Below are 16,271 nucleotides of genomic sequence, written 5' to 3'. Positions count from 1 at the left end.
CCCCGCGCGTACGCCAAGCCCCGGGCGTACGCGGATGGGCCGCCGGCCCTCCTCAGCCGGCGGCCCATCCGCCCGTCCCCTCGTCCCTACCCCTACCGGCGCACGGTCCAGGTGAGGGTGCGGGTGAGGTCGGCCTTCAGCGCCGGGTCGCGCACCCACGGGGTCCGGTCGACGACCGTCGCCGTAACCTTGTGGGCGCCCTTCCCCTTCAGCAGCCCCTTGGGCAGCCGCGAGGTGTCCAGCCAGGAGCCCTTGTGGGCGTACGGCTTGCCGTCGATCGCCCACTTCACCGTCAGCGCCGCACCCTCCGGCCGCTGCGCCTCCACGCCCAGCCGCTGCCCACCGGACGAGCCCTTGGTGGTGGCCGCCTTCTGCGCGACCCCCGCCTTCCGGTAGAACGCCGCGATCATGGTCTCCCGCCCCGGGGCGTTGAACTCCCTGCCCAGCGTCCGCATGATCGAGTTCTGGCTGGGCCGGTAGATCCCCTGGGTGGCGTACTTGGCGCCCTCGAAGGTGCCGATCGTCCCGCCGTCCGGGGTGGGCTGGCCGAGCCAGCGGTGCCACTTCAGCTTGTACTGCTTCATGGTGGCCTGCGGGTAGACCGAGACGTTCGGCTCGGACGGCTCGCCACCCTGGTAGCGGCCCGGGCTGTCGTACTCGTCGGCCAACCCGCCCAGCGAGTGGCCCAGTTCGTGGACCATGATCTGCCCGGCCTGGGCGTTGCCGCCGGCCGCGGTGGCCGCCGTGCCGCCGGCGCCGCCGTAGGTGGTGCTGTTGGCGAGGGCGACGACCTGGTCCACCTGCGGCGCGGCCGCCGCGTACTGCGCGGCCTTGGCCTCGTTGACGCACAGCAGCCGGGCCATGCCGCCGCAGTAGTAGTTCATGTCCAGCGCGGTGTCCCGGCGGACGCCCTGGGTCGGGTCGTCGTCCACCCCGGACTCCCGGGAGACCACGTTGACCTGCCAGACGTTGAACATCGAGCGGTAGCTCTTGAACGGCTCGACCGCGAACAGCTCGTTCACCTTGGACTTCACATGCCCGCGGTAGGTGGCGATCTGCGCCGAGGTGTAGCCGTCACCGACGAAGACCAGGTCCACCTTGCTGCTGCTGGGCCCGTTCACCTCCACCGGCTCCACGGTGGCCGCCGCCGCTGCCCTCGACGACCGCGCGTCCGGCGCCGCTTCGCGCTGCACGGGTATCTCGACCGTCCGTATGGACCCGTCCGGCGAGAACACCTCCCGATGCTCCGTCCCTACCACCCCCGCCGGGCTCTCCACTCCGGCGGGGGCCGCCTCCACCCGCGAGGCCGCGAGGCCCAGCGCGCCGACGGTCAACGCCCCGGCCACCGCGGCCGTCATCAGCCTCCGGCTGCGGGACATCGGGCGGGCGGGCGCCACCAGGGCGCCCCGATCTGGGTATCTGCTCATGGAAACGGACTCCTTGGCGTGGGGGAGGCCACCGGCCGGCGCACCGGGGGAGCGGTGCGCCGGGGGGATCCGGCGGCGCGGGGTGCAGCGGCGGCCCGCGACTCAACTACCGACTTAAGTCGATTGACACGGTCGCTTAACTGGGCGCTCAACCTAGGGCAACCCGTCTCCCACCGCAAGGAGTTGAACGCCCCTACCTCTCACCGGCCACCAGCCGGTACCCCTCCCCCTCCCGCACCACCAGCCCACCCGTGGGCGGCGCGAAATGGGTCCCCAGCAGCAGCGTCCCGGTCCCGGCCAGCTCCCCGAGCAGCGCCCGCCGCGTCTCCTCCGCCGCCTCCGGATCGATGTCCACACACGACCCGATCCCCGGCCGGACGAGCTGCACCGGATGGTGCACACAGTCCCCCGTGATCACCGCCCCCGCCCCACCATCCCCGTCGACCCGCACCGCCACATGCCCCGGCGTATGTCCGGGCGTCGGCACCAACCGCACCCCCGGCACCAGCTCACGCCCCTGGGCCCCCACCTCCACCGCGTCCATCAGCCCCGCCCGCTCCACCGGCTCCACCGAGTCCCGGAACATCTGCCGCCGCGCCTCGTCCATCGCGTACCCGGCCCAGAACTCCCGCTCCACCCGCGACACCACATACCGCGCATTCGGAAACGTAGGCACCCAACCCTCTTCGGTGATCGTGGTGTTCCACCCCACATGATCAGCATGCAGATGCGTCAGCACCACCACATCCACCGACTCCGGCGCGAACCCCACCGCCGCCAACCGCTCCAGGTAGTCCGTCCGCAGCCCGTGCCACGCCGGATTGGCCCGCTCCTTCCCGTTCCCGATCCCGGTGTCCACCACCACCTTCACCCCGCCCACCTCGAACGCGAAGCTATGGCTGGCCAGCCGCAACACCCCCTCCGCATCCGCGAAGTCCGGCCGCAACCACTCCTCCCGCCCCACCACCTCCGGCGTGGCCCCCGGCAGCAACCAGGCCCCCGTCCCCTCCGCCAGCAGCAGCTCATCCACCCGATGAACCACCACATCCCCCACCGCCCAAGCCGCCCCGCTCCCGCCTACCGCCTGGCCACCCATCTCCACCACTCCCTCTCGTCGTTCCCTTCCGTCTGATAGCTCTCCGCGCGCCGCGGTTGACCGGCTCACGCGTTGACGGAACGTCTGAGATCATCACGCCGTGTCCGGGCGATAGCGTGGCCCGGTGGACAAAGGGGGGTTCAGCAGTGCCGTGGGACGAGTGGGAACGGCTCAAGAGCGAGGCGGCGGGGCGCGAGCCGACGTCGATGAGCTTGAACCAGGCCGCGGCCGGGCCGGGCGGCGGGTTCTCCGAGGACCTGAAGACGGACAAGAAGGCATGGGCGGAGGCCGGGTCGGGTGTGATCGGCCTGAAGGAGGGCATCGCCTCCTCGCTCACGAAGCTGGACTCCGGGCAGGCCGGGCTGGGCGACACCGGCGGGATCGCGAGCGCGGCCGCGCAGAAGGAGCTGTACGCCTCCTGGAAGAAGTACGTCGGGGACGTGAGCGGCCGCTGTGACGCGCTGGGCGGTCTCCTCCGGCGGGCCGGGCACGACCTGGCGAAGACCGACGAGTCGGTCAAGCAGGAGCTGGACGCGATCACCGCGCGATACGGGGACACCGAGCCCGTCGGCGGCGGCGCGAAGGCGAAGTGAGCGCGGTCATGGACATCAAGACCCTGCAAGCCTTCCGGCAGTCCGAGTACGAGGAGGCGGCGGACGGCTACCGGGCCGTCGCCGACATGGCGCGCACGGCCAAGGACACCCTCGACGGCCGGATCTCCATGGGCGTCAGCGCCCGGCTGCAAGGCGAGGCGGCGAGCACCGCCCTGGACGAACTGAAGAGCCTATCGGGCAACTTCCACTACACGCAGGTCGAGTGCGGTCTGGTGAGCACGGCGCTGAACGCGTTCGCCTTCGACGTCGGGGCGGCCAAGCGGCGGCTGGACGTGGCGCTCGCCGACGCCCAAGCCGCCGGATGCACGGTGAATCCGGACGGATCGGTGGCCTTCCCGGCGGGTGCGAAGCCCGGCGCGGAGAAGGCCGCCGAAGGCGGCACGGTGACCGGCAGCGCCGGGGGCACCGCCACGTCGGACGCCATCGAGCGCCAGGCGATCAACATCCACCCCAACCCGAACTACGGCAAGGCGATCGAGTTCGCCAACCGGATCGCCGACGCGCTCAGGGAGGCTTCGGACGCGGACGCGAAGTGGGCGCCGAAGCTGCGGGCGCTGAAGGCCGACGACGACCTGATGGTGTCTGACGCGGACTGGGCCGACGCGCAGTCGGACATGGCCGGGGTCGAGCAGGCGGGCGCGGCCTACCGCGACTCGCTCCCCCAGCCGCCCAAGGACGGCACCCCGAAGGACAACGCCGCCTGGTGGAAGGGGCTCACTGCCGAGCAGCAGGAGGCATGGCTGTCACTCCGGCCCGCGGCCACGGGGGCCCTCGACGGCCTGCCCGCCACCGTGCGCGACGAGGCGAACCGGACGGTGCTCGCGGAGAGGCGAGGCCAGTACCAGCTGGAACTGGCCTCGATTCCCGAGCCACCCCGCAACGAATGGACGTGGGTCACCACGGGCCGCGCCCCGGTCAGGGTGCACACGGACGAGTACATGGAGTGGCACCGCGCGTACAACGATCGTTACGAGCGGCTCAACAACTCTCTGAGGGGCATGAACGCCATCCAGGCCCGGATCGACCGGTCAGGTGAGCGGGGCCTTCCCGAGGCCTATCTGCTCGGCTTCAGCGCCGAGGGCAATGGCCGGGCGATCGTCGCCAACGGCAACCCGGACACGGCCGATCACCAGGCCGTCTTCGTACCCGGCACCAAGTCCAACCTGAGCAGCATCAACGGCGACATCAACCGGATGGAGAACGTCTGGCGGGCGGCCGAGGGCGCGAACAACGGCTCCGTCTCCACGATCACCTGGCTCGGTTACGACGCCCCGCAGGACATCGTGAAGGACTCGCCGTTCAGCCACTACGCCGATGACGGCGCACCGGCCTACAACCGCTTCCTCGACGGCCTCGACGCCTCGCGCACATCCGACACGGACCCGCACCGCACGGCGATCGGCCATTCGTACGGCACCACCGTGATCGGTTCGGCGGCCCGGCAGGGGGACCTGAACGCGGACGACGTGGTCCTCGCCGGCAGCCCTGGCGTGCAGGTGCCCAAGGCGGAGCAGCTGGACGTGCCCAAGGGCCCACGTCTGGAACCAGGAGGCGGACGGGGACATCGTCCCGGACGTCGGCCGGTTCGGACACGGTGGAACCGACTGGGACGGCCCGTGGACGAACCCCAGTGACGAGCGCTTCGGCGCCAACCAGATGACCACGGACACCTCGGGCCACAGCGACTACTGGAAGGAGAACACCAGGAGCCTGAAGAACCAGGGCCTGGTCGTCGCAGGCAAGCAGGATGAGGTGCACCTGAAGCCGCCGCCGAACCCCACACCAGGAGTGCGTTAGTCAGATGAAAGCCAGGCCAGGTGCGTTCGCACTCTTCGTGTCCCTCGCCCTCACGACCCTCATCGGATGCAGCATGACCAACACCGAAGACTCCCTCCCCTCCGCGGGCACCGCCACCACCGATGCCGCCGCCGACCAGGCGGAGAAGGTCTCCAGCGAGCTCTACGACCTCATCGGCCTCCAGGGCAAGGCGACCAACACGGGTCCCGGCGTATCGGAGTGCTCGGACAAGGACGCGGAGAAGTACTTCACGGTCTTCCACCCGTGGACCTTCACCCCCAAGAGCCCCGACGAACTCACCGGCGTGATGGAGCGGCTCAAGGAGGAGATGCCCAAGCACGGCTGGAAGATCGTCTCCTACGGTCCCAATACCAGCAAGAACCGAAGCGTCACCCTGGTCGCCGACAACGACCGGAAGAAGTACAGCGTCGAGATCACCCACTGGGCCAACGAGGACCCCCCGAAGCTGAACCTCTTCGTCACCAGCGGCTGCTACCAGGTCCCCGACGGCCAGAAGGTCGAGCGCTTCTGAGGGCGACCGGGGCGGCTGGAGCACTGCGGACACCTCCGGCCGGCTGCCACGACGGTCCCGTGGTCGACCTGGAGCGCATCGAAGCGGAGACCGCGACGTACATTCGCGCCCTCGCCCAAGGCGCCACTCAGCGGCACCACTTCCGGCACGCTGATGAGGAGGGCGGCCTCTGGTACGTCGAGGCCGTACCCGACCGCGGCGAGCTGGTCGTCATCAGGCAAGCCGAGCTCACCTCCACCGGCCGACTCCTACCAGTACAGCTGGAAGCACCTGGCGGACGAGCACGGCTTCCTCACGGACCAGGCGATCGAGCCTGAAGCGGATCTACTGGAGGCCGTCCCCGCCGAGGAGTTCCAGCAGGTGGTCTGGAACCGGTGAACACGCCGGCTGGCCTCTTCAGGTCCTCTCGATGGCCTCGAAGATGTCCGCGTCCGTCTCCTGTTGCCACCCGGGCAGCTCTGCCCAGTCGGCCACATACCCCGGCTTCGGGTCGCCGAAGTGCTTGTACATCTGAGCGATCCAGCAGATGGCCACGAAGCGGCCCTTCTGCTCGCGGCTGAGCCGGGCCGTGGTGCCGCCGCTCACGGCGACGAACTGGCGGACCTGCTCGTAGACCGCGCCCGCGGCCTCGCGCTCCCACTGCGGGGTGTCGCCCCAGGGCGTGATGTACCCGGCCTTCGGCTCGCCGGGGAGGTGGCGGCGGACGCCGTCGATCCAAGCCTCGCGGAACAGTCGTGCACCCTCGGTCTGCGACATGGCCATCCCTCTTCATCTCGGCGCACATGGCGCGACGGCTTCGGCTCGGCTGCCCGAACCGCTGGGCAGCGCGGGGAGTCTATGAGCTCGCCCGAGCCGATTTCGTCCTTCTGACGTAAATGACTCCAACGAGGCCACCGTCGGCGGTCGTTCCGCGATCCTGAGAACGATCGAGAGGGGCTGCGGCGATGCGGTGGAAGATCCACGGGGAACGACAGATCTACGAGAACCCCTGGGTGAACGTCTGGCTGACGGAGGTCGAGCAGCCGGACGGGTGCCGGTGGGAGCACCATGTGCTCAAGCTCCGGCACCTGGCCGTGGCCGCCGTCGTCAACGACCGTCGCGAGGTGCTGATGATGTGGCGGCACCGCTTCATCACGGATGCCTGGGCGTGGGAGTTGCCCATGGGTCTGGTCGAGGTGGGCGAGACGCCCGGCGAGGCCGCCGCCCGCGAGGTGCTGGAGGAGACCGGCTGGCGACCCGGCCCGATGAAGCCGCTCATCTACGCCGAGCCGGCCAACGGCATCACCGACTCCCAGCACCATGTCTTCCGCGCCTGTGGAAGGGCCGCAGCTCCTCGTACAGCTCCAGCAGATGGCCGGTGAGGCGTGGTGAGTCCACCCCTCCGGCTGGTACGAGGGCTACGGCAGCCGTATGGCATGCCTGGTCGAGACCTCCCCGCCGGAGCTGGACGCGGGCCAGCCAGAAGGCATGGAAGGCACGGCTGCGATGGTGTGCCGATGGCTCGCGGCGCAGGGCGTCCGCGATCAGCGGCTCGGCCAGGGCCACCTCGCCGAGCTGGCCGTGCACGATGCCGGTGTCCGCGATCAGCTTCGGCTCGTTGAAGTACGCCACCCAGGTCGGATCGGGGTCGTGGACGCTGACCCGATCGAAGGAGGCGTGGGCTGCCGAGATCGCCGAGTGAGCGGCGCTGCGGTTACCGAGACTCGCATGGGCGAAGGCCTTACGCACGGCGAGCATGGCTGTGAGGCGGGGAGTCGCCATCGAGGACATCTCCGCTTGGTCCTGTGCCACGCGGACGAGTGCCAGAGCATCGGCGGACTTGTCCTGGTAGGTGGCCTGAAGGCTCATACACGCAAGCACATTGGCGACGAACAGGCTGTCATCGATGGCCTTCGCCAGTCCGAGGGCTTTGGTGCGGTGCCCCGCGCATGGGAATGCCGGCGGGCGTCGAAGTAGGTCCATCCGGTGAGGCGCGCCAACTCGGCCGCCACGCCGTGCAGGCCATTGCGGATGGCCGGGGAGGGCCGCTCGTGCAGCAGGGCCAAGACGTAGCGCAGGTGGTCCAGGAGGGCCGGCCGTAAGGTCTCACCGCCGTGTTCGTCGTCGCGGCGCCAGTAGTCCGTTATGGCGGAGTGCAGCGCGATCAGGGTGGACGCGGTGAGGTCGCGCTCCGCTACCAGGGTGAGGACGTCGTCCAGTCCGGCGCCCGGAAACGCGGCCGCTGCACTGGACGAGCGAGGCCGGTGTTGTTCTCCGAGGGACCCGCTTGGAGTCTGCGGGGGCTCCCAGTCACGCCGGGCCAGCCCGAGCATGTGCCCGGGGATTCGCAGACCGTCCGCGATCCGCTCGACCACGTCCATGTGGAGAAGCTGGCGACGTCCGGCCATCACCTCCCCGACGCGGCTCGGGATGAGGTCACAGCACCGAGCGATCATGGATGGATAGACACCGGCCCGGTGCTTGGCCAACTGGAAGATGCGGCCGAAGTCCTTGACCCGGCATGCCTCGACCATCATCGGGTCACTGAGCAGTTCGAGGGGAAGTCCCCGCGGACGGGACGGCTGGGGCATCGGCCACTCGCCGGCGCTGAAGCTACCTAACGCTGTTCACTGCCAACCGTTCGTGATGTTACCCAGGTTGCGTACCCGTTGGCCCTTCTTCGCCGTCCGCGGATCTCGCGCGACTCCGGACGCACCTGGGGGACGCCCACCGAAGTGCGTGTGGACGAGGACACCCCCCTACCCGTCAGCCCCACCGTCTTCCCGCCCTGCGGGTGCGCGGTATGTCGAGCGGCGGCGGCTCCACTCCCTCACCTCCGTGCGGAGGGTGCCGTGATGCGGTGCACGCGGACGCGGCGGGTGCCGCTCGACCTGATGCGGGAGGCGCGGGAGCGGTCGGGGGCGGGGGACGTGGACCGCAGCGTCCAGTGCCAGCTGGGGGCGCATGGCGACGGGGAGCACTTCGGGCTGCTGGACGATGAGCAGGAGTACGGGACGGCGCTCTGGCTCCGGTGGCGGGGGGACGGACAGGTGGCGCCGGCGGTGCTAGCGGACTGTCCGACGGCGGAACCAGGGGCGGACGGGAAGGGGTGCAGTCTGTTCGCTCGGCATGCCGCGCCACACACGTGGACGGAACACGGCGACCTGCCCAGCTTGACCACGTAGACGCAGATACGCTGCGTCACTCACGTGGAAGGGGTGGCACCCGGGACCCCGGACGCCGGCCGTTCCCCCGGTGAAACACCCACCGGGCCCCGTCCCCGGATCACACGCCCAGGAAACGCATGCGGAACGGCCTCGCTCCTTGCCCAAAACGCCTACGCGACGAGGCACGCCCTACTACAATGCCACTTAGGCTGTGACACACATCACAGCCGAGCACCAAAGTGGGTGCTGTGGGTGTTTGTTGCCCGTTCTCTAGGGGTACGGGTTGATTAGGTGCATGGCGCGCCTTCGGTGCGCCACCGTGCTGTCAGCTGGGGGCCACATGGCGTGGAAGAAGAACGTACGGGCCGGCGTGCTGAGCGTCTTAGCCCCCACAGGCGCTTCGCCTCCAACGCACTATGTGAGCGAGGGGTGCTCAGGCGACCTCAATGGCAGGCTAGAGGAGCTCAACGCCCTGCTGAGCGCTATCACCAGCACCATGCCGGAGGCAAAGGGGCCTGCGGACAGCAAGGCGCATAAGCGACTTTCCTCATTACGCCTCGCTGCCGTGATGGGTAGCTTCGTGTCCGCCGCCGTGTCAGCTGGCCTTGCCGCGGTCGCCCTCGCCGCCGATACACGTTGGCCAATCCTGGTCATCGGCTTGGTCTCGGCATTTTCCCTGGTCGCGGTCGCCTTCTTTCTTGCCGCCCTTAGATTCTCCCTGGATCGAAGGATGCGTCGCAACAGTGAGTTGTACGCGACTCTGCACTCCTTGGCGGACGAACGGGTCGAAGACCTCACGGTCAACCGGCTCGTACGCAAGAGTCAGACGGATCCAACTGCGGCGCTCACTCTGCTTATGCAGATCGTGGCAGAGTACGGACAGGCATCCGGCCTCCGTGACGGAACGGCAGACGCCGACCACCACCATGACACGGCACGCCGGGTCATGCAGAGCGTCGATCCCAGCCACCCAGTGAAGCAGACACTCACCTTGATGGTCTCAGACCTGCAGGAGAAGAGCGCTTGAACGACCGCTCGGAGTCCTACGCCGCTGCAGACTCCCACCTGGCCGGGCAGCTACTTGAAATGATCAAGCACTTAGAAGTAGCGAATAAGAAGAACCTGCGAATCGTACTGCGTACCCTGACCACCGACTATCGGGCGCAACGGCTAGAGGCGATCGGCAAGATGCTTCAAGTGCTGGTCGGCCAACTCGCCGCCGCCGGGCTCATTCTCGGATTCACCTTGTTGGCATTTGAGATGGTGAAAAAGGGGGAATCCGGTTACGCCGTTCTGCTGGTAGGTATGCCAGCGAGCTCGATCGCAGCCATATTCGTTCTGCGCAAAATGCCGGATTTCAAGGCCATGAGCAGCTTTGCCCGTCAGGTGAACGCCATGGCTGCCAACACCGCTCCAACGGTGCCGCCTCAAGCCGGTTCCCCACCGGCGGCCGCAGGCGGCATCCCCCCAGCCCCACCAACCGCAGGGAGCGCGGTCTAGGGACTTTCAGCGTAGTACATGAGTAATTGGCCGAATGCTTTCCGGCTGCGCGTCCCTGCTGTTCGCCGCCGGCGTCGCGCCCCGCACCGTCAGGGAGATCCTCGGCCACTCGCAGATCGCGGTGACCATGAACGTCGACACCCACGTCAGCGACAACCACCGCTGGGAGGCTATGGCTGCCTGCTGAAACGGCGTCGCTGAGCGGGACTGCCGTCAAGAACTACCTCAACGCCCCCGCGGTCCGAGACCGCGGGGGCGTTCACCCTGGTAGGGATCGAGCCCCCTGTCGGGTTCGAACCGACGACCCCCGCTTTACAAGAGCGGTGCTCTGGCCAGCTGAGCTAAGGAGGCGCTGGGGTGAGTGTAGCCGGACACGGAGGGGTCACGGTCGGGATTACGGGGGTAGAGGAGGGCTGACAGGAGGGGGCGGGCGGGGTACCGTCACGGCAGTCCGCGACGTGGACTAGACCCCTGGGAGAGAGGGGAGGGCACTCCTCACCCTCGAAACAGGGGGCTTCCTTCCTTTACTCGGATCGTCCGGCACGTTCCTGCCGGTGAAGGGACCGCATCACCATGGCTTCTGTCACGTTCGACAAGGCGACCCGGCTCTACCCGGGCGGCACCAAGCCCGCCGTCGACCAGCTGGAGATCGAGATCGCGGACGGGGAGTTCCTCGTCCTGGTCGGTCCGTCCGGCTGCGGCAAGTCCACCTCGCTGCGCATGCTCGCCGGGTTGGAGGACGTCAACGGCGGCGCCATCCGCATCGGTGACCGCGATGTCACCCACCTGCCGCCGAAGGACCGGGACATCGCGATGGTGTTCCAGAACTACGCGCTGTACCCGCACATGACCGTCGCCGACAACATGGGCTTCGCGCTCAAGATCGCCGGGGTCAACAAGACGGAGATCCGGGCGAAGGTCGAGGAGGCGGCGAAGATCCTCGACCTCACCGAGTACCTGGACCGCAAGCCGAAGGCGCTCTCCGGCGGTCAGCGCCAGCGGGTCGCGATGGGCCGCGCCATCGTGCGTGAGCCGCAGGTGTTCCTGATGGACGAGCCGCTGTCGAACCTCGACGCCAAGCTGCGCGTGTCGACGCGTACGCAGATCGCCTCGCTGCAGCGCCGCCTCGGGATCACCACCGTGTACGTCACCCACGACCAGGTCGAGGCGCTGACCATGGGCGACCGGGTCGCCGTCCTCAAGGACGGGCTGCTCCAGCAGGTGGACACCCCGCGCAACATGTACGACCGCCCGGCGAACCTGTTCGTCGCCGGCTTCATCGGCTCCCCCGCGATGAACCTGGTCGAGGTGCCGATCACCGACGGCGGGGTGAAGTTCGGCAACAGTGTCGTCAGGGTGTCGCGGGACGCGCTGGCGGCGGCCGCCGACCGGGGGGACAAGACGGTGACCGTGGGCGTCCGCCCCGAGCACTTCGACGTGGTCGAGCACGGCGGCATCGCCGGCGCCTCGCTGCGCAAGGACGACGCGGCCGACCCGGCCGGTGTGGCCCTCACGGTGAACGTGGTCGAGGAGCTCGGCGCCGACGGGTACGTCTACGGCTCCGCGCGGGTCGGTGGCGAGGACCACAAGGACCTGGTGGTCCGTGTCGGCGGCCGCGCCATCCCGGAGAAGGGCTCCGTGCTCCACGTGGTGCCCCGCTCGGACGAGATGCACGTCTTCTCGACCTCCACCGGTGAGCGGCTCTCGGACGTCTGACTTGGCTGAGTGATCAACGCTCCTGGACGGCCTCGTACTTCGGGTACGGGGCCGTCCGTGCGTCGGGCGGAGGGGACGCGCTCAGGCCGTGGTTCACATGATCATCTTTGGGGACAAATACCCCGGCACAGTGGTCAATTCGGGCAGCCGCGTCAACTCTCCATTCGAAAAGGAGCATCGAACCATCCCTCGTGGGGGTGACTAAATGTCTCCAAATCACTACCGGCCGCTACGCTCACGTCCGTGACCCACAGCGCACGCCGTATCGGCCGTTCCCTCGCCTTCGTCCTGCCCGTCGTCCTGGTGCTCTCCGGGACCCTCGCGGTCGCCAGTGTCCCGTGGGCCGGCAACACCGCCGGGACGCAGATGCTCACCGCCTCCTCGGAGAACGTCTCCGTCCCGGCCGCCAAGAGCCGCGCGCCGCAGGACGTGCTCCGGGACAAGCTCCTCGTCGAGCTCCAGCAGAAGGACCCGGGCTTCGCCCTCACCAGCCTCCAGCGCGAGGTCGAGGAGCGTCCGTCGCTCGCCAAGCACTGCATGTCGATCGCCAAGGCCCTCGGCCGCGCCGCCGTCGAGCACTACGGCCCGGTGCGCGCCCAGACCTACTCCCGCCCGGTCTGCGACACCTCCTTCGCCTCCGGCGTCGCCCACACTGGCTGAGGGCGGTCGGGCCCAGCCGCGCCGCGCCCGCCCCGCCCCGTGGCACCCCCACCGCGCCCGCGCCGCGCGGCCGTTGGCACGCCGCCTGGGCGTCAGCGCGCCTAGGGTGCGGCCCATGGACACCTCACCCACGCCCCGTACCGCCTCCGGGGCGGCGCAGGGCCCGACGCAGGCCGTTGTGCTGGCGGGCGGGCAGGGCTCGCGGCTGCGCCCCTACACCGACGACCGACCCAAGCCGATGGTCGAGATCCCGGGCACCGGGACCCCGATCATCGGCTTTCAGCTTGCCTGGCTGGCCCAGGAGGGCGTGACGGACGCCGTGGTCTCCTGCGGGCATCTGGCCGGTGTGCTGCAGGCGTGGCTGGAGACGGCGGAACTGCCGCTGCGGGTCAGCACCGTGGTGGAGGAGGAGCCGCTGGGGCGGGGCGGCGGGCTGAAGTACGCGGCGGCCCGGCTGCCGCACCCCGAGGAGCCCTGGTACGCCACCAACGGGGACATCTGGACCCGCTTCCCGCTGCGCGAGATGGCCGCCTTCCACGCCGAGCGGGACGCCCTCGCGACCTTGGCCCTGGCCCGGCCCCGTATCCCGTGGGGGGCCGTGGAGACGGACGCCTTCGGGCACATCACGGACTTCGTCGAGGCGCCCCCGTCCCCGTATCTGATCAACGCCGGGGTGTACGTCTTCGCCGCGGAGTTCGCCGCGCTGCTGCCCGACACCGGGGACCACGAGCGCACCACCTTCCCCCGGCTCGCCCGTGAACGGCGGCTCGCCGGCTTCCCGTTGCCTCAGGGCGCGTACTGGCGCGCCATCGACACGGCGAAGGACCTGAGGGAGGCGGGGAGGGAGCTGGGCGGCCGATAGGGACTTGGGAGACGGAGAGGGGCGCCGCCCGTGGATCGATCCACGGGCGGCGCCCCTGCGGGGGGAGAGAGCGGCTCAGCCGAGCAGGCCGCCCAGAGGGTTGCGGTTGCCGCCGCTGCCGCTGGAGCCGCCGCTGGTGGAGGAGGAGCCACCGGTGGAGGAGGAGCCGCCGTCGGTGCCGCCGCCGGTGGAGGAGGTGTTCTCCTCGCTGCCGCCGCTGCCGCCGGAGGAGCCGCCGTCGTAGGAGGGGGCCTCGTCGCCGCCGCCGCTGGAGCTGGGGCCGGCGCTGGAGGACGGGGGCGGGACCGGCTCGGACTGCTCGGGGGCCTCCTGGCCGGTGCCCTGGGTGGCGGCCGGCTGCTCGTCCACGCCCTGCTCGGCCTCGGGGGCGGCCTCCTCGGTCGGGGTGGCGGTGCGGTCCTCGGCCGAGGTGCCCGCGGGGCCGGCGGTGGAGGCGGACGGCTCGGGGCTGCGGGTGGCCGACTCGGGGGAGGTGGAGGAGGAGCGCTGCTGCTGGCGCTCGCGGGGCAGCACCTGGCCGGGCAGGTGGTTGATCGGGTCGCCGTCCGGGCCGGGCACGGTGACCATCTGGGTGGAGCGGACCGCGCCGCCGAGCACCGAGCCGACCAGCAGGGTGAGCCCGACGACCACGGCGGCGATGATCCCGCCCCGGCGCAGCACCCGGCGGCGCAGGTCGCGCAGGTCGGAGCGCGGGCCGAGGGTGCGCCAGGCCTCGCCGGCCAGCCGGCCGTCCAGCGAGTACACCGGGGCGCCCGCGATCAGCAGCGGCGACCAGGCGGCCAGGAAGATGAAGTCCGGGGCCTCGTAGACCGGCACCGACTTCCAGCTGACGGTCAGGATCAGCGCGGCCGAGAGCAGGGCGCCGAAGACCGCGGCGACCCGCTGCCAGAGGCCGAGCACGGTGAGCACACCCACGATCACCTGGGCGAACGCCACGGTGAGGCCCGCGCCGACCGGGTGGGCCAGGGCGAAGTCCCGCAGCGGCTCGGCGAGCGGCCAGGGGTGCAGCGAGGTCAGCCAGGTGACCATGGAGCCCCGCTCGCCGCCGTCGAAGTAGACGGGGTCGCAGAGCTTGCCCATCCCGGCGTAGATGGAGATGAAGCCGAGGAAGACCCGGAGCGGGAGCAGGACCACCCCGAGGTTCATCCGGCGGCCGGGGTAGTAGGCGTGGCGGTGGGAGGCGGCCGGGAGGGCGCCGGTGGCGGGGCCGTCGATGTCGGCGTCCTCGCGGACGTCGGCGGAGCGGTGGTCCTCGTAGCCGTACCGGTCGTCGCCGTGACCGGAGGGGCCGCCGTAGCCGGGGAAGGCGGTGGTCTCGGCGGGGCGCTCGTCGTAGGCGCCGACCGCCCGCCGCATGGGGGGCAGGATCGGCCCGGCGTCCGGGCTGCGGCGGGGGGCGACCACCGGGTTGGGCATGGTGTCGCCGGTGAGGTCCACCCGGGGGATCAGCTGGGTGGAGCCGGCGTCCACGGTCCCGATGGCACCGGTGTCCCGGAGCGCGCCGGCGGCGGCCGGCACGGCGGCGGTCTGGCGGACGGCCTGGAGGAGGCCGGTGGCGCCCGGGTCGCCGGGTGAGGACTTGCCGCTCCACACCACCGGCGCACGCCGGCGGGCGGGTGCCCCGGCCCGGGGCACGGGCTTGGCGCCCGCGCCGAAGGCGGGCACCCGGGTGGGGTTCGCCGTGTACCGGGGCTGCTGCGCCGGGGCGAGCCTCACACGGAAGCTGGCGTGGTTCACGATGACCTGCGCGGGATCGCAATCCACCTTGACCATGCTCAGCGCAGGCTGGTCGTCGAACCCGGGCCGGGGCGTTCTGGTGTCCACACTCATCTAACCGAGTGATGCGGCGATAGGACACTGCTTGACGGCCGCGGAATGTCCGAGACCCGTCAAGATCATGTACGCCCGGCCGGGCTACCGGACGGCGGCGCCGTCAGACGCGGCGGCGGGCCGCCTCGTACAGCACCACACCGGCCGCGACACCGGCGTTGAGCGACTCGGCGCCGCCCGGCATCGGGATGCGGACCCGGATGTCGCAGGTCTCGCCGACCAGCCGGGACAGGCCCTTGCCCTCGCTGCCGACCACGATGACCACGGGGCCGCCCAGCGCCTCCAGGTCGCCCACCTCGGCCTCGCCGTCCGCGGCCAGGCCGACCACGGTCAGCCCGGCCTTCTGGTACGCCTCCAGGGCCCGGGTCAGGTTGGTGGCGCGGGCCACCGGGGTGCGGGCGGCGGTGCCGGCGGAGGTCTTCCAGGCGCCCGCGGTCATCCCGGCGGCGCGCCGCTCGGGGACGACCACGCCGTGGCCGCCGAAGGCCGACACGGAGCGGACGACGGCGCCGAGGTTGCGCGGGTCGGTGACCCCGTCCAGGGCGACGATCAGCGGGTCCTCGCCCTCGTCGAAGGCGGCCGCGGCCAGGTCCTCGGGGTGCGCGTACTCGTAGGCCGGGACGCTCAGCACCAGGCCCTGGTGGTTCAGCCCGTTGGTCATCCGGTCCAGCTCGGCGCGCGGGGCCTCCATCAGGTTGATGCCGCCGCGGTCCGCCGCGAGCTTGAGCGCGTCGCGCACCCGCTCGTCGTTGTCGATGAACTGCTGCACGTAGAGGGTGGAGGCGGGCACGCCGTCGCGCAGCGCCTCGAAGACCGGGTTGCGGCCGACGACCATCTCGGACTGGCCCTTGCCGCCGCGCCGGACGACCGGGCGGCGCTGGGCCTGCTTGGCCTTGGCGTTGGCGGCGCGGTTCTTGACGTGGCCCTTGCGCGCGGAGGCGGGCGGCGTGGGGCCCTTGCCCTCCAGGCCCCGGCGACGCTGGCCACCGCTGCCGACCTGCGCGCCCTTCTTGTTGGACGTGCGGCGGTTCCTGCGCTGGCTGTTCCCGGCCATGACTTACCTGCTTCGT

13 protein-coding genes, 1 tRNA gene and 4 pseudogenes are annotated in these 16,271 nt (G+C 70.4%); 11 read left to right on the top strand and 7 right to left on the bottom strand.

Features of this window, described 5'->3' with window-relative positions; all coding sequences use genetic code 11:
• Positions 1 to 92 precede the first annotated feature (92 nt).
• Positions 93 to 1,427, bottom strand: a complete 1,335-nt coding sequence (locus M1O15_RS24870) for a M64 family metallopeptidase (protein WP_248636386.1) — start codon at positions 1,425 to 1,427, stop codon at positions 93 to 95.
• A 193-nt stretch (positions 1,428 to 1,620) separates the two neighbouring features.
• On the bottom strand, positions 1,621 to 2,523 hold the full coding sequence (locus tag M1O15_RS24865; RefSeq protein ID WP_248636385.1) for an MBL fold metallo-hydrolase: 903 nt from the start codon (positions 2,521 to 2,523) through the stop codon (positions 1,621 to 1,623).
• Positions 2,524 to 2,729: 206 nt separating this feature from the next.
• Here M1O15_RS24865 and M1O15_RS24860 point away from each other — a divergent pair, with 206 nt between their 5' ends.
• The 4 genes and pseudogenes from M1O15_RS24860 (at position 2,730) to M1O15_RS24845 (ending at position 5,844) form a co-directional block, all read left to right on the top strand.
• Positions 2,730 to 3,116, top strand: coding sequence for a hypothetical protein (locus tag M1O15_RS24860; protein ID WP_248636384.1), 387 nt, complete (start codon positions 2,730 to 2,732; stop codon positions 3,114 to 3,116).
• Positions 3,117 to 3,124: 8 nt separating this feature from the next.
• Positions 3,125 to 4,934, top strand: a pseudogene (locus M1O15_RS24855) (alpha/beta hydrolase).
• 73 nt (positions 4,935 to 5,007) lie between these two features.
• Positions 5,008 to 5,466 carry a hypothetical protein gene (locus M1O15_RS24850; protein ID WP_248636383.1) on the top strand — a complete coding sequence of 153 codons (459 nt, stop codon included), beginning with the start codon at positions 5,008 to 5,010 and terminating at the stop codon, positions 5,464 to 5,466.
• Positions 5,467 to 5,619: 153 nt separating this feature from the next.
• Positions 5,620 to 5,844, top strand: coding sequence for a hypothetical protein (locus M1O15_RS24845; protein WP_248636382.1), 225 nt, complete (start codon positions 5,620 to 5,622; stop codon positions 5,842 to 5,844).
• Positions 5,845 to 5,862: 18 nt separating this feature from the next.
• Here the strand turns inward: M1O15_RS24845 and M1O15_RS24840 are convergent, their stop codons facing one another.
• A complete protein-coding gene (locus M1O15_RS24840; protein ID WP_248636381.1) occupies positions 5,863 to 6,222 on the bottom strand; it encodes a hypothetical protein in 360 nt (119 codons plus the stop codon).
• A 188-nt stretch (positions 6,223 to 6,410) separates the two neighbouring features.
• Between M1O15_RS24840 and M1O15_RS24835 the strand changes: the two are divergent.
• Positions 6,411 to 6,785, top strand: a pseudogene (locus M1O15_RS24835) (NUDIX hydrolase); the annotation flags it as partial.
• Here M1O15_RS24835 and M1O15_RS24830 read toward each other — a convergent pair.
• Positions 6,778 to 8,036, bottom strand: a pseudogene (locus M1O15_RS24830) (NsdA family TPR-like regulatory protein); the annotation flags it as partial. The pseudogenes M1O15_RS24835 and M1O15_RS24830 overlap by 8 nt on opposite strands.
• A 916-nt stretch (positions 8,037 to 8,952) precedes the next feature.
• Between M1O15_RS24830 and M1O15_RS24820 the strand changes: the two are divergent.
• From M1O15_RS24820 to M1O15_RS24810, 3 genes and pseudogenes are all read left to right on the top strand, one after another.
• Positions 8,953 to 9,639, top strand: coding sequence for a hypothetical protein (locus M1O15_RS24820; RefSeq protein ID WP_248636379.1), 687 nt, complete (start codon positions 8,953 to 8,955; stop codon positions 9,637 to 9,639).
• Positions 9,636 to 10,112 carry a hypothetical protein gene (locus M1O15_RS24815; protein ID WP_248636378.1) on the top strand — a complete coding sequence of 159 codons (477 nt, stop codon included), beginning with the start codon at positions 9,636 to 9,638 and terminating at the stop codon, positions 10,110 to 10,112. Before M1O15_RS24820 ends, M1O15_RS24815 begins: the two co-directional genes overlap by 4 nt.
• A 43-nt stretch (positions 10,113 to 10,155) precedes the next feature.
• Positions 10,156 to 10,299: pseudogene (locus M1O15_RS24810) on the top strand (site-specific integrase); the annotation flags it as partial.
• 90 nt (positions 10,300 to 10,389) lie between these two features.
• Here the strand turns inward: M1O15_RS24810 and M1O15_RS24805 are convergent.
• A tRNA-Thr gene (locus M1O15_RS24805) sits at positions 10,390 to 10,463 on the bottom strand.
• 222 nt (positions 10,464 to 10,685) lie between these two features.
• On the opposite strand from M1O15_RS24805, the gene M1O15_RS24800 reads away from it, so the two are divergent.
• The 3 genes from M1O15_RS24800 (at position 10,686) to M1O15_RS24790 (ending at position 13,350) form a co-directional block, all read left to right on the top strand.
• On the top strand, positions 10,686 to 11,828 hold the full coding sequence (locus M1O15_RS24800; RefSeq protein WP_248636377.1) for an ABC transporter ATP-binding protein: 1,143 nt from the start codon (positions 10,686 to 10,688) through the stop codon (positions 11,826 to 11,828).
• A gap of 243 nt (positions 11,829 to 12,071) precedes the next feature.
• A complete protein-coding gene (locus M1O15_RS24795) occupies positions 12,072 to 12,488 on the top strand; it encodes a hypothetical protein (protein ID WP_248636376.1) in 417 nt (138 codons plus the stop codon).
• Positions 12,489 to 12,603: 115 nt separating this feature from the next.
• Positions 12,604 to 13,350 (top strand): nucleotidyltransferase family protein, encoded by a 747-nt coding sequence (locus M1O15_RS24790; RefSeq protein ID WP_248636375.1) that lies wholly within the window; start codon positions 12,604 to 12,606, stop codon positions 13,348 to 13,350.
• A gap of 75 nt (positions 13,351 to 13,425) precedes the next feature.
• Here M1O15_RS24790 and M1O15_RS24785 read toward each other — a convergent pair whose 3' ends face one another.
• Together M1O15_RS24785 and rlmB are read right to left on the bottom strand one after the other, a co-directional pair.
• Positions 13,426 to 15,201: a DoxX family protein gene (locus M1O15_RS24785; RefSeq protein WP_248636374.1), complete on the bottom strand. Its 1,776-nt coding sequence runs from the start codon at positions 15,199 to 15,201 to the stop codon at positions 13,426 to 13,428.
• A gap of 103 nt (positions 15,202 to 15,304) precedes the next feature.
• Positions 15,305 to 16,255 carry a 23S rRNA (guanosine(2251)-2'-O)-methyltransferase RlmB gene (gene rlmB / locus M1O15_RS24780; RefSeq protein WP_248636373.1) on the bottom strand — a complete coding sequence of 317 codons (951 nt, stop codon included), beginning with the start codon at positions 16,253 to 16,255 and terminating at the stop codon, positions 15,305 to 15,307.
• Between the last annotated feature and the right edge of the window lie 16 nt (positions 16,256 to 16,271).

This window comes from Streptomyces lichenis (assembly GCF_023218175.1).
In the GTDB taxonomy this organism is placed as follows: domain Bacteria; phylum Actinomycetota; class Actinomycetes; order Streptomycetales; family Streptomycetaceae; genus Streptomyces; species Streptomyces lichenis.
Note: the sequence above shows the minus strand (reverse complement) of the source record. Positions and strands in the feature narration are given on the sequence as shown.

Coding starts and splice junctions, on each gene's coding strand:
- M1O15_RS24870 (WP_248636386.1), bottom strand. CDS start 1,427: ATGAGCAGATACCCAGATCGGGGCGCCCTGGTGGCGCCCGCCCGCCCG.
- M1O15_RS24865 (WP_248636385.1), bottom strand. CDS start 2,523: ATGGGTGGCCAGGCGGTAGGCGGGAGCGGGGCGGCTTGGGCGGTGGGG.
- M1O15_RS24860 (WP_248636384.1), top strand. CDS start 2,730: ATGAGCTTGAACCAGGCCGCGGCCGGGCCGGGCGGCGGGTTCTCCGAG.
- M1O15_RS24850 (WP_248636383.1), top strand. CDS start 5,008: ATGACCAACACCGAAGACTCCCTCCCCTCCGCGGGCACCGCCACCACC.
- M1O15_RS24845 (WP_248636382.1), top strand. CDS start 5,620: ATGAGGAGGGCGGCCTCTGGTACGTCGAGGCCGTACCCGACCGCGGCG.
- M1O15_RS24840 (WP_248636381.1), bottom strand. CDS start 6,222: ATGTCGCAGACCGAGGGTGCACGACTGTTCCGCGAGGCTTGGATCGAC.
- M1O15_RS24820 (WP_248636379.1), top strand. CDS start 8,953: ATGGCGTGGAAGAAGAACGTACGGGCCGGCGTGCTGAGCGTCTTAGCC.
- M1O15_RS24800 (WP_248636377.1), top strand. CDS start 10,686: ATGGCTTCTGTCACGTTCGACAAGGCGACCCGGCTCTACCCGGGCGGC.
- M1O15_RS24790 (WP_248636375.1), top strand. CDS start 12,604: ATGGACACCTCACCCACGCCCCGTACCGCCTCCGGGGCGGCGCAGGGC.
- M1O15_RS24785 (WP_248636374.1), bottom strand. CDS start 15,201: ATGAGTGTGGACACCAGAACGCCCCGGCCCGGGTTCGACGACCAGCCT.
- rlmB (WP_248636373.1), bottom strand. CDS start 16,255: ATGGCCGGGAACAGCCAGCGCAGGAACCGCCGCACGTCCAACAAGAAG.